We start from the raw sequence: 12,434 nt of genomic DNA, 5'->3' as shown, positions 1-12,434 counted from the left end.
TATATCGAAGCTTATATAGGTACCTATTTGTTTTCGCAGGCTTGCGTGGGCTGCGCGGGCTTATCGCCCGTCACACCCAGCCCGTAGCGAAAGCTAATGGCATCGACGGGGCACGCGCCCACGCATTTGCCGCAACGAATGCACTCGGCATGGTCGGGTGTACGCGTAACATCCACGTCCATCTGGCACACCCTGGCGCACTTGCCGCACGAAACGCACTTGCCCTGGTCAACCTGGATCCCCAGTAACGACACCTTGTTCATGAGCGCATAAAATGCGCCGAGGGGGCAAATCCATTTGCAGAAGGGGCGATAGAACAGCACGCTCAGCACCGCAACCACAATGAGGATCGCGAGCTTCCAGGAAAAGAGCTTTCCCAGCGCGGAGCGGATTCCCACGTTCATGATGGACAGCGGAATCGCGCCCTCGAGCACACCTTGCGGGCAGATGTACTTGCAAAAGAACGGGTCGCCCATACCCACATCGTTAACCACCAAGACGGGCAGCAGCACCACGGCAAACAGCAGCACGGCATACTTGATGTACGTGAGCGGCTTGAGCTTTTTCGTGGAGAGCTTTTTGCTGGGAATCTTATGCAAAAGCTCTTGTAGCCATCCAAACGGGCACAAAAAGCCGCATACAAAACGTCCCAGCAGCACGCCGATCAGAGTGAGCGTTCCGGTGACGAAATACGAAAAGCTGAACTTAGACGAGCCCACCACCGACTGAAACGACCCGATGGGGCACGCACCCGAGGCCGCCGGACACGAGTAGCAGTTGAGCCCCGACACGCAGACGGCTTTGCCCGCCCCCTGGTAGATGCCTCCCTTGGCAAAGTTAGGCAGGTGAATATTGGTCGCAAGCGTCGCCGCCGCTTGAATCAATCCACGAAATCGCGCTAAAAGATGTGATGCAGTGTTTTTCTTTTATCCAATTCCGATACACTCCAAGCACAGCCTGATTGCCTTGGCCAGCACGGCATCTGCCTCGCCGCGCATAATTCCAAAGCCAACCATGGCCACCCCAACGATCAGCAAAGCCACCTGCGCCACAGGCTTAATCGCTTTGAACAATCTGACCACTCCTTTCGTTTCGCGACCCATTGGACCATACCGACTATAAAATCCGTGTTAAGCGCGGATGACTATGCAGGGAGAACGTTATGCGCATCTTGGTCGTCGAGGACGAGCGGGCGCTGTGCGATGCGATCGCGCGCAGCCTGCGCAACTTGGCCTATAGCGTCGACTGCTGCTACGACGGGCAGCAGGCCCTCGATCTGCTCGATGTCGAGACCTTTGATCTTGTCGTGCTCGACCTCAATCTCCCCCATGTCGACGGCATGACCGTGCTCAGGCAACTCAGGACAACTGATTGTGAGACCAAGGTGCTTGTGCTCTCGGCACGTGGCGAGGTCTCCGACAAGGTAGCGGGGCTCGATGCGGGCGCCAACGACTACCTCACCAAGCCGTTCCATCTTGACGAGCTGGCGGCACGCATACGCAGTCTCACGCTCAGGCGCTTTACGCAAAACGACGTTGTTCTAGCCTGTGGATTGTTGAGCTTTGACACCAAGGCGCGCCTCGCCTCCGTGGGCGGCGAGACCCTATCCCTCACGCGCAAGGAGACCGGCATCTTGGAATACCTGATGCTTAACCAGGGGCGGCCGGTGAGCCAGGAAGAGCTTATCGAGCATGTATGGGACAGCAGCGTCAACAGCTTTAGCAACGCGACCCGCGTGCATATCTCGTCGCTGCGCAAAAAGCTGCGCGGTGCGTTGGGGCACGACCCCATCCGCAACCGAATCGGCGAAGGCTACGTTATGGAGGACGGCAAATGAAGCGGCTGTCGCTGCAGTGGCGCATCACGTTGATGACGGCCTTATTGATATGTTCGACCTGCGTACTTATGAATTGCCTGGTTGGCTACTCCGGCATGCGCTACATGGACTCGATTGGTGAGAAGGTATCGGCGCATAGCGAGGTGGAGGCCGCATCACCCAGCTCATTTGACCCGACAAACAAAGAGCTCGACGATGAGTTGGCCATCGTCGTGAGCGACGCCCAAGCATCGTTTAGCGCGACGAGCTGGTGCATAACCGCGGCGGTGACGCTGCTCGGCGGCGTGCTGGCCTACTTTGTAAGCGGACATGCGCTGCGGCCGTTGCGCTCCTTTGCGACGCAAGTCGAGAGCGTGCGGCCCGACAACCTCGCCGACACAAAAATCAGCGAGGACGTGCCCTCTGAACTCAGGCGCTGCAGCGCGTCGTTTAACGACATGATTGCCCGCCTTGACGAGGGATTTTCCGCACAAAGACAGTTTACGGGCAATGCGGCGCACGAGCTGCGCACGCCGCTCGCGCTCATGCAAGCCCAGGTTGAGCGTTTTGCGCTGAGCACCCCGACGCCGATGCCGATACAGCGAGCCTGCTCCGGCTGCTGCAGGAGCAGACCGAGCGAATGACGCACATGACAAAGACCCTGCTCGAGATGAGCGAGCTGCGCAGTGTCCCTTGCAACGATGCGATTGACCTGGCGCCGATGATCGAAGAAGTACTCACGGACCTGGCGCCCCTTGCCGAGCAAAAAGACATCACGCTTACAAGTGAGGGCGACGCGCAAACGATCGGCAGCGATACGCTAATCTATCGGCTGCTGTTCAACTTGGCCGAAAACGCCATTCGCTACAGTGCGCCCAGCTCAACCGTGCAAATCGGCGCCCGTGCCGAAGGCGACCGCGTGCTGCTTCGCGTGCGTGACCAAGGGCCGGGCATTCCCAAGCAATACCAGACGAGCATCTTTCAGCCCTTCTTTCGTGTCGACAGATCGCGCAGCAGAGCATATGGCGGTGTGGGGCTGGGGCTTGCGCTGGTCTGGGAGATCGCCGCGCTTCACGGCGGCTCCATCGAGGTCGAAGAAAGCTCGGAGCGCGGAACGACCATGCTCGTGATTCTTCCCGCTCGCGCACCCGGCTCATTATAATAACGAACGGGATGGCACGCCGTGTGGTGTACCATCCCGCACATAACATCGAAGATGTGACAAAGGGACCGTCCCTTTGTCACATCTGCTAGTTCTCGTCGCCTACCAGCTGAGTTAGCTTACTCCCACTCGACCGTGCCGACGGGCTTCGGCGTGAGGTCGTAGCACACACGGCAGATACCGGGAACCTCGGCGGTCACGCGGGCGGTAATACGCTTGAGCAGCGCCCAGTCGAGTTCGGGCACCTCGGCGGTCATGACGTCAACGGTGTTGATGCAGCGGATGATGCAGGGCCAGTCGTAGGCGCGTTTACCCTCACGCACGCCGGTGGCGCGGAAGTCGGGCACGACGGCAAAATACTGCCAGATGGTCAGACCTGCCTTGTCGATCTCCTCGCGCACGATGGCGTCGGCTTCGCGCAGCGCCTCAAGACGATCGCGGGTAATGGCGCCAAGGCAGCGGACGCCCAGGCCAGGACCGGGGAACGGCTGACGCTCAACCATGTTCTCGGGCAGGCCGAGCTCGCGGCCCACGACGCGCACCTCGTCCTTGTACGGCAGCTTGACGGGCTCGCAGAGCTCAAACTGCAGGTCCTCGGGTAGACCGCCCACGTTGTGGTGAGCCTTCACGCCGTCCTGGGACTCCAGAATGTCGGGGTAGATGGTGCCCTGGGCGAGGAAACTGACCTCGTCACCGACCTTGCGGGCCTCCTCCTCGAACACGCGGATAAACTCGGCGCCGATGATCTTGCGCTTAGCCTCGGGCTCGTCGACGTCGACGAGCTTATCGAGGAAGCGGTCGGTAGCGTCCACATAGACCAGGTTGGCGTCCATCTGGTTCTTGAACACGTCGACGACCTGCTCGCTCTCGCCCTTGCGCATGAGACCATGGTTCACATGCACGCAGATGAGCTGCTTGCCGATGGCCTTGATCAGGAGCGCCGCGACGACCGAGCTGTCAACGCCGCCGGAAAGGGCCAGCAGAACCTTCTTGTCACCGATCTGCTCGCGGATTGCGGTGACCTGCTCGCCGATGAACGCCTGAGCAAGTTCGGGAGTGGTGATACGCACCATATCGTCGGGACGCTTGTTGGGATCCATGCAGGGCTCCTTTTCGGGTCGATGGAACGCGCCGCGCATATGCAAACGCGCTGTCATATGACCTCATTATATGCAGAGAGGTTCGTTTCCCATCGCTGCGACGGAGCTTTTTGCAGGGGCGGCAGTTTTTCCTAATGTCGAGGTCAGCTAGGCTTCAGTAGCCACCTTGGGAGCATCGCCAATAGACTCTTCCTTTATACGTTCGGCATAATCGTAGGCGATACCCACAAATTCCGGTCCCGAGCAACAGGAGTACAATTGCTGCATTGTTGCCAGCTGTTGGGAGATGGAAGATGGACTGCGATGGCTACCCGCGCATTCCCATGCCGTTGATGTGCACTGCCTTTGTGCCGGGGCAGATTGACGCTGCGGTTGCAGGCATTTCCGGCCCCGACTCGCGCGCCATTGCCACGGCAGAAGCGCTGTACTTTCGCGGACAGGCCACCCTCGCTGCCAAGACGGCGCGCCCCTATCTTGACGCCACCGATCCCGCGCTGCGCTATTCCGCATGCTTTATCTGCGGATATGCCAGTCTGTCGCTCAACCGTATCGCCGATGCCCGTCGTTGCCTTACGGGCATCCTCGATACGCCAACTGACGAGGAATCGCCCGCCGCTCACGCCACGCATATCCTGTTCGCCTCGGCCGCGAGTGTCCTGTTGCACTTGCCTTCCCCGTATTCTGCCGAAGAGTTTCATCCGCTTGCGGCGCATCTGCCCGAAGGCCTGCGCCTGTTCGCCAGCTACGTGATGGCGCACGCCTTGTATCTGCGCGGCGAATACGGCCGCAGTCTGGGCATGGCGGAAAACGCCCTGATCATGAAACAGGAAAGCTATCCGATCTCGGAACTGTTCCTGCACCTGGCAGCTTCCATGGCATACATGAGCCTCAAAGACGTCGACGCCGCAAAGGCACACTTCGGAGCCGCTTGGGACATTGCGCGTCCCGACGGCCTTATCGAGCTCATCGGCGAACACCATGGCCTTTTGCAAGGACTCATCGAGGCATGCCTAAAATCGCAATACCCTGACGATTTCGCACGCATCATCGAGATTACGTATCGATTCAGCTACGGCTGGCGGCGCATCCACAACCCCGATTCGGGCGAGGACGTGGCCGACGATCTAACGACCACGGAGTTCACCATGGCCATGCTCGCCTGCCGTGGGTGGACCAACGCCGAAATCGCACGCCATATGGGCGTGTCGCCGGGCACTGTTAAAAACCGCCTATCCGGCGTATATGCAAAGCTTGGCATCGGCACGCGCGCCGAGCTGGTCGCTCATATGTTGCGTTAGCGACCGGGCTGCCAAGCGCATCGAACGCGATCCGGAGCCCGGCACTTCGCTCGCCTAAATTGGACATTTTGACCCTTGAACGGCACTACCGCCACGGGGCACCTTCTCGCAAAATTGGATTATTTCCACCGATACCTGCGGGATGGGAGCCCAAGATGCTTGATCGCCGTTCGTTACTTGTTGCCGGAGCGTCCTCGCTGGCGAGCATGATGTTGCCGCGCGTGCCGGGCACCTCAAACGCCTTCATACTGCCGTTCGCGCCCGCCGAAGCCTATGCCGATGAAGAAGATCCCTTCAGGGTGCTCGTTCTCTCGCGCACCATGTTTGGTGTGGTCGTGGTCGACGTCGCCAACAAGAATATGCCCGTCAAGGGAGCGCAGGTCACGCTCGCGTCGCGTTATGCCGCGGGCAAGCAGCTCTCCGCCACGACCGACGATGAGGGCACGGCCATCTTTGAGGTCGCGCCGCTTTCGGAAGGCTACGTGGACGAGGCAACGCTTCTCGACGCGTACGACTTTAACGGCGGCATCTCCATTAGCATGGCGGGCTACCGCGATGTCGAGATTCCCCTTGCGCGTATCCAGGGCGGCACCGCCATAACCGCGCCCACGCGTCCGCTTTCCGACGGCGAGCCGTACTTCCGCCAGCTCACATTCGACGAATGGGACATCCAATACGCTGAAGCCACGTTCATGGCATTGCCGAAGGACGACACGGCAAACGAGCAGCCCGATACGCACGCCTTTACCGTGCAGGCACATCTGCCACAGGGTGGACAGGCAACGCTGCGCATCAACAAAGTGACGCCTGCCGCGGGCAGTTCGCCCGAAACCGTCACGCAGATCGGTCAGATCAAGGCCAGCGCGTCGGGTTCGGATAATCTGGCAACGTTCACGCTCGAAGACAAGTTCCTCGATGCGGCGTCGGGCCTTCTGGAAGAAGGATGCAAGCTGCGCTTTGTGCTCGACTATCAGGGCAAAACCTACACGCTCTCCTCCCCCATGGGCGTTGCCACCGCACCAGCTTCCAAGGCGGAATCGGGCTCGACCACCATCATTCCCACCACCATGGATCAAGAGATCACTCCGTTTGATTTCCCCGCGGCGTTCCCCGGCATCGGCGGCAACAAGTTCACCTGCTGGATGCCCACGTTTCCGATTCTCTTCGATTTCTCGTTTGCCGGGTACGTACTGTTTGGCGGCGGATACAAACCGGTCGGCTACATGAACGATTCGGGCAATCCGGATCCGGAATACTGGAAGAAGTCGCCGCGCGAGTCGGGCGCCAAGCAGGCAAACCGCTACCTCGACGAGATGGAGGGGAAGTGGAATCAGTACAAGAGCATGAGTGCCGGTTCGGGCACCGACCCAAGAAACACTAAGCTCCTTCGCCACCATTACACGCTGCTATTCACGATGGATATCGCAACACAGGTGTACGGATCGCTCGCCTACGACTGGGTTGGCAAAACTTGGGGCAACAACAACGATCCGGCGTACGGCAATATTAAGGCTCTCTTCCAAGTAAAAACCGACCTCAATTGGACCGAGCAGTTTACCTTGGGCCCGGTGCCGTTTTTCCTAAACGTCAATCCTTGGGTGTTGGCAAAGCTAGCGCTCGCGGTAGGCGCCCACACACACGGCAGCGGTGCGGCGTTCTTCAAAAACATTTCGCTCGACTATTCCAATACGTCGGGATCATTCACCATCCAGATCGGGCTTGCCGTCACCTTTGGAGCCGGCGTTGCAGGCGTCGCTTCGTCCGCCGTGCGCGGTGCCGCATCCCTCACACTGTTCATTGGGTACGAGAAGGCGGACGGCCACCAGCTTCCGCGGCTGCGCGTGGGTGCAGACGTCGATGTCGACGTGATACTCCAGTTCATCATGTTCAAGTGGACCACCAAGGCCTGGTCGGGGTCGTGGCCCACACTCGCCGATTCGTGGGATATGTCGGTGAACAACGGCGACCAATATGTGCTCCAGCACTCTGAGTTGGCACTGAGCGGAGACACGCCTTATACGCTGGATGCCTGCTTTGGCGCGACCGGCAATGCCGAGTCGGGCAGCGTAGCGCAGTTTATCGCGTCGGCCACCATCGTCACCAATGCCGAGCTGCTCGCATGCTCCGAAGTTGCAGCCACCGCCGTAAACGTCGTACCGATCGTACGCGATTGGGAGCAAGCGGTCACACGCATTGAGCTCGAGGCGGATGCAGAGAGCAACGACGCAGGACAGGTCGAACATTTCGTCCATGCCCTGATGGGGGATGACGAAAATGCCGCACCGATGTATGAGTACACCTACATCGGCCAGGCGACGAACGCCGTTGCGGACTCGAACGCCAATTCTGCCGGCGTGTCGGAGGACGAGAGAGGCGGCATAAAGCCCTCGAGCGACAACGTGCTGTTTACTGGCGTGCTCAGCGAAGCCCGCATGAAGTTTGCGGAGATCGCCGGCACGGAATATCTGTTCCGTATCGCCTCGGTGCGCTACGGCGAGAATGGCCGTTCGCGACTGGTAGTGCACACGAAGGCAAACGGCGCATGGTCCGCTCCCATGCCGGTCGACTTCCCTCTTGGCTTTGGCGAGGCCGACGTGGAGCGCAGAGACACGTTCGATTACGACTTCGACATGGTTGAATACACCGATGGCGCGGGGCACACGGACGCCTACGTGTTACTGGTCTCGGGCGAGCGCCCCGAAGGCGACGCAACCCGGTTCGACACGGCTAGCACATCCGGCATACTGTCCGTTGTGCGCCTGCGCATAAGCAATAGCGAGGTTCGCGTGGTATCGCACACGTCGTGGCGCAGCATCTCGCGCGGCCGCCTGCAGGAGGACGGCTACCATTGCCTGCAATGTCCGCGTATCACAGTAGGCAAGACGCTTGTCGACGGACGTCTGTCGGGCGCCTATCTCCATCGCCGCGGAGCCACCGCCGAGAAGGCGTTGGGCACCGAGGCAGAAGTCGCGCTCGAGTGCTTTACCCTGTGGTCGGATCTGTCGGGCGACAGCCTCACGTTCCGTCAGGTTCTCCGCTTTCCGCAGGCACCGTCGAGCATCGAGCTGGGCGCACCCGAAAATATCAACGGCAAAATGGTGGTGCCCGTTGCGTACGAGACCGCAGACGGTTGCGGCTGCGCATCATACGCCGTGATCGGCCAGTCCATTGCTGCCTGGGACGTTATGTCACCAGACGCCACGGTATCCTGTGCGGTGCCGTGGCCACAACATTCGGGCTTTTTGGCAACCGTCAACGAGCAACTGCAGCATATTACTTGGACGCGAGGCGCATCGGCATTTGCAACGCAGCCCGTGGGCGCCGCAGGCTGTGGCCCGGCATCGTTTAGCGTGAGCAACAACGGCAGGTGCGTGCTCTATGTAGAGAATACCGATGGCAAGGTGGGACAAACCTACGACGAAGAAGGCAACCCGGTAGCAGTGATGGGCAAGCACTTCCGCATCTTCGCCAGCACCTTGGCAGGCGATCTGTTCACGGAGCCGTTCGTGATGTGCGAACTGGACCATCCCGTCGATCAGATAACGACATTTTTGACGTCGGGTGGTATGCTCTCCGCGCTCGCCACGCACATTGTGAGCGTGGAGAAGAGCGAGGCAGAGCTGCACGGCATCGAAGTGCCCTTGGTGGCGTGTGCCACTCCGACGGGCGCGGTCGCTACCTCGGGCGCGGTGGTGCCCGGAGCGGCAGGCGAATCCTTCATGGTCACGGTGCGAAACGACGGCAACACCTTGCTGACCGCCGGAACGATCGATCTGTACCGAGAGGGTTCCAACCAGCCGTTCTCCAGCGCATCCATCGGATTCGGAGCGAACGCACGCACGGCATCGATCTACGATCCGGAGCTTGCCGAGGACGCTTCGGCCAACGACATGGCACACGTGAAGTACGCGCTCGAGACGCTGGGCACACGTTTTGCAACGCACCCGCTGGTTGCCGACAATGGAAACGCCGTGCTGGCACCGGGCTGCACGGCACAATTCCGCATGAGCTTTGCCATCCCGGAGAGCTGGGGCGACGAGGTGGGCAAACGCGTCACGCTGTATGCGAAGGCGCGTGACCTGGTGGCACTCGATCCCGTAACGTTCGAGGAAATTCGACCGGGCGCAAACTCGACGCTGGGCGCCGTACTGCACGAGCTTCATGTGCCCGACGCGGCATGCGAGCGCTCAGAAGTTCAGGTCGGCGTATGCGACAGCGCGAATACGACAGGGCTTCACGACGCCCCGATGACAGCAGACGGCGATGGTGGCTCGAGTGGCGGCGGTACTGACGAGGGCGGCGGCTCCGGCGGAAGCAGCTCCGGCAGTGGCAAGGACCACGGCAATAACAAGCGCTCCGGAAAAGTGGGCGCGCTTGCGGGCACGGGCGATGTCAACGCTCCCCTTACGGCAGCCGCTGCAGCACTCGCCGCGGCAGGCGCCGGCCTCGTCGCCTACAGCGCCCGCCGCACGGCGCTCGAAACCGACGCCGCTCATAAGGTCAATTCGGATAGGCCTCGCTAGCTCCTAGTTACTATTGTGAGAGACGCCGACTCGGCTCATCGAACATCAAAATGGGCCGGTTCTGGATACCCAGAGCCGGCCCATTACGCATTAAATGTCGTCTGAGGTGTCGAGTTCTGCCTCGAGCTTGGCACGGCGTCTTTTCGCCGTGAAAAACGTTGCGCACAGGACAGCAAACGTGGCCGCGAAAATCGTCGCACCGCAGAACACGCCCGTGTCCAGGTTCGCCAACCAAAAGACGCTTTCGAGCGGTACGATCTGCGCCTCAGCGACACAGCGCATTGCGGCAATAACAAGCGCGAACGCGGCGCCGCTAAGACCGCTGACAAGCAGGAAATATCCAACAGGAAGATGCTCGGTTTGCCCAAAACGATTGGTATCGACATAGCCCTTCCGCGTTTGCAGCCCTGCGCAAATCAACATCACGAGAACGAGCCAAAAATACATGGCTGCCTCGAATGGCGTTGCAAAGCCATGCGGCATTTCACTGGCGTCGCTGTGAACCCACGCAACCTGTCGAGCTATAACCTGGTAGAAAAAGATCATCAACATGCCAAACGAAAGCAGCACGAAACCAATCTTGTAGATCTTCGCGTTCTCAGCCTCCAGGCGTTCATCCTTTGGGCCGGCATATTCACGCCACTTTTGCACGATTTTCAGATCTTCATATTTCATAGTGAACTCCTAAAGAGTATTAGGGTCGGCGTCGGTTTCGTCTTCCCAAAACAAGTCGTTCAACGTAACGCGCAGCGCCTTACAGATTGCCACGCACAAATTGAGCGTGGGGTTGTAGCCGCCCGCCTCGATAAGGCCGATGGTTTGGCGCGCAACGCCCACGGCTTGGGCTAAGTCAGCTTGCGAAAGGCCAGCCGCCGCGCGTGCCGCCTTCATGCGTAGGTTCTTTTTGCCCGGCATGGAGTTCCTTTCGTAAATGTGGACAGATATCCGTTGCAACATGACAGAAATATATTGCATCCTTCACAAGATGTCAACTATATCTGTCATTATGGAAACCATGTCCGCCATCGCCATGTGGACATAACAATTTCGATTCGCTATTCAAACTTACTCGGACAAAACCGACTCGGTTTTGTCCGAGTAAACGCGAGCGTAAACTATCACTGTCCGCTATTCGACATCCGGCCCCTCCCCCATCAGCCATCGGGCGATGTCGACCACCTTAATCCCCTCATAATCAACAGCCTCGTGCTTTGTTCGCGCAATGACCATTTTGGGATACGCATCACGTATCGCAAGCAGGGGTGCCACTTCGCGTTCAAAAGTCTCCTGACGCGAAATGTCATCGCTAACTTGGATATACACTCGCTCATCGCGACGAATTGCCACGAAGTCGATTTCCTTCTTATAAAGCACCCCGACATAGATTTCCCAACCGCGTCTTAGGAGCTCTATGGCGACCATATTTTCATATACGTGCCCGAAGTCGAGCTTTTTAGTGCCCAGTTTTGCGTATCTGATTGCATGATCCGATAAATAGTATTTATCACCCGAAGTGAGGTACTTTTTACCGCCTACGTCATAGCGGCGCACTCGATAGAACGCAAAGGCCTGGCATAAATATCCGAGGTACTGGGCGAGCGTTGCCACGGAAACGCGTGTTCCGGCAGCATCCAGCGCAGCCACAATCCCGCTAACAGAAGATATGTTACCGATATTGTCCATTAGGAAATCGCATGCACGTTCTAGCTGCACCTTGTTACGAACCCCATGCTTTTCTTCCACATCACGCAAAACCAAGACATCTAGCACGTTCGCAATATATCGATAGCGAGCTCGCTCGCTAGGATACAAATATGAGCCAGGCATTCCGCCCTCTCTCAAATATCGGTCAAGCGCTTCGTCCGGGTTATGAATTTCGTGATATGTCGAAAACTCAAGCAAGGAAAACGGAAATACTTCAACCTCATATGTCCGCCCGCGAAAAAGCGTCGCCAAATCACTCGAAAGCAAGAAAGCGTTGGAGCCAGTAACGTAGATATCGTATTTTCCCGATGCATGAAGGCTATTGACCGCTTTTTCGAACCCAACGCAGGTTTGCACCTCATCGATCATCACAATGTTATCGAGGCCCTCGCAATAGCCTTCCTCAACGTAGCGATGCAATGCTCGATAATCCGTTAGTTCCTCGAATTCGAGGAGATTGAAATTGATGCGGATAATATTGGCATCGGGGTCGGCCTCACGAAAGCGATCAGCAAGAGCTTCCAGTAGAACAGATTTGCCGCACCTACGAATGCCGGCAATAACCTTGATGTCCGGCGTTCCCTTAGCGCCAAGAAGCGCTTCCATATATTGAGGACGTTCGATAATCTTCATATCTTCACCGTTCTATTAAATAAAAGCTCTCTTGATTCGTTTTCGTTTAATATATGTCTTATCCTACTAAATGAAATCAAATAACTCTTGATTTCATTCAGCTATTTCTCCCAATAAAGTAACATCAATCAATATACCACGAACGATTGTTCGATGGATTTCGTGTTGGGTGGAATCGTCTGTGGGCTGGGCTATGCT

At 58.1% G+C, this 12,434-nt stretch carries 11 protein-coding genes; 5 read left to right on the top strand and 6 right to left on the bottom strand.

The window, feature by feature from the left end:
- Positions 1-23: 23 nt before the first annotated feature.
- Together DW732_RS06075 and DW732_RS06070 are read right to left on the bottom strand one after the other, a co-directional pair.
- A complete protein-coding gene (locus DW732_RS06075; protein ID WP_199412458.1) occupies positions 24-881 on the bottom strand; it encodes a 4Fe-4S binding protein in 858 nt (285 codons plus the stop codon).
- Positions 882-926: 45 nt separating this feature from the next.
- Positions 927-1,073 (bottom strand): CD1871A family CXXC motif-containing protein, encoded by a 147-nt coding sequence (locus tag DW732_RS06070; protein WP_197032826.1) that lies wholly within the window; start codon positions 1,071-1,073, stop codon positions 927-929.
- Between the two features lie 89 nt (positions 1,074-1,162).
- Here DW732_RS06070 and DW732_RS06065 point away from each other — a divergent pair, with 89 nt between their 5' ends.
- From DW732_RS06065 to DW732_RS10080, 3 genes are read left to right on the top strand one after another with little or no spacing between them, the layout of a single operon-like run.
- Positions 1,163-1,837 carry a response regulator transcription factor gene (locus tag DW732_RS06065; RefSeq protein ID WP_117563590.1) on the top strand — a complete coding sequence of 225 codons (675 nt, stop codon included), beginning with the start codon at positions 1,163-1,165 and terminating at the stop codon, positions 1,835-1,837.
- A complete protein-coding gene (locus DW732_RS10085) occupies positions 1,834-2,460 on the top strand; it encodes a hypothetical protein (RefSeq protein WP_233539380.1) in 627 nt (208 codons plus the stop codon). The genes DW732_RS06065 and DW732_RS10085 overlap by 4 nt, the downstream gene beginning before the upstream one ends.
- Entirely contained in the window at positions 2,457-2,978 is a 522-nt protein-coding gene (locus tag DW732_RS10080; RefSeq protein WP_233505217.1) for a cell wall metabolism sensor histidine kinase WalK, read from the top strand. The genes DW732_RS10085 and DW732_RS10080 overlap by 4 nt, the downstream gene beginning before the upstream one ends.
- A gap of 119 nt (positions 2,979-3,097) precedes the next feature.
- On the opposite strand, the gene guaA is transcribed toward DW732_RS10080, so the two are convergent.
- Positions 3,098-4,078, bottom strand: coding sequence for a glutamine-hydrolyzing GMP synthase (gene guaA, locus DW732_RS06055; protein WP_118099058.1), 981 nt, complete (start codon positions 4,076-4,078; stop codon positions 3,098-3,100).
- A gap of 293 nt (positions 4,079-4,371) precedes the next feature.
- Here guaA and DW732_RS09980 point away from each other — a divergent pair, with 293 nt between their 5' ends.
- Together DW732_RS09980 and DW732_RS06045 are read left to right on the top strand one after the other, a co-directional pair.
- Positions 4,372-5,376, top strand: coding sequence for a helix-turn-helix transcriptional regulator (locus DW732_RS09980; protein WP_199412457.1), 1,005 nt, complete (start codon positions 4,372-4,374; stop codon positions 5,374-5,376).
- 155 nt (positions 5,377-5,531) lie between these two features.
- A complete protein-coding gene (locus tag DW732_RS06045; protein ID WP_118099057.1) occupies positions 5,532-9,899 on the top strand; it encodes a hypothetical protein in 4,368 nt (1,455 codons plus the stop codon).
- 90 nt (positions 9,900-9,989) lie between these two features.
- Here the strand turns inward: DW732_RS06045 and DW732_RS06040 are convergent, their stop codons facing one another.
- The 3 genes from DW732_RS06040 to DW732_RS06030 form a co-directional block, all read right to left on the bottom strand.
- Entirely contained in the window at positions 9,990-10,574 is a 585-nt protein-coding gene (locus DW732_RS06040) for a hypothetical protein (RefSeq protein WP_118099056.1), read from the bottom strand.
- Positions 10,575-10,583: 9 nt separating this feature from the next.
- The gene (locus tag DW732_RS06035) at positions 10,584-10,814 is read right to left on the bottom strand and encodes a helix-turn-helix transcriptional regulator (RefSeq protein ID WP_117734598.1); all 231 of its coding nucleotides are present in this window, start codon (positions 10,812-10,814) and stop codon (positions 10,584-10,586) included.
- A gap of 213 nt (positions 10,815-11,027) precedes the next feature.
- Positions 11,028-12,236 (bottom strand): ATP-binding protein, encoded by a 1,209-nt coding sequence (locus tag DW732_RS06030; protein ID WP_118099055.1) that lies wholly within the window; start codon positions 12,234-12,236, stop codon positions 11,028-11,030.
- Positions 12,237-12,434 lie beyond the last annotated feature (198 nt).

Origin of the sequence: Collinsella sp. AM28-11LB (genome assembly GCF_003469895.1) — a bacterium.
Classification (GTDB): domain Bacteria; phylum Actinomycetota; class Coriobacteriia; order Coriobacteriales; family Coriobacteriaceae; genus Collinsella.
The sequence above is the reverse complement of the archived record's forward strand: the minus strand, read 5'-3'. Positions and strand labels throughout refer to the sequence as shown.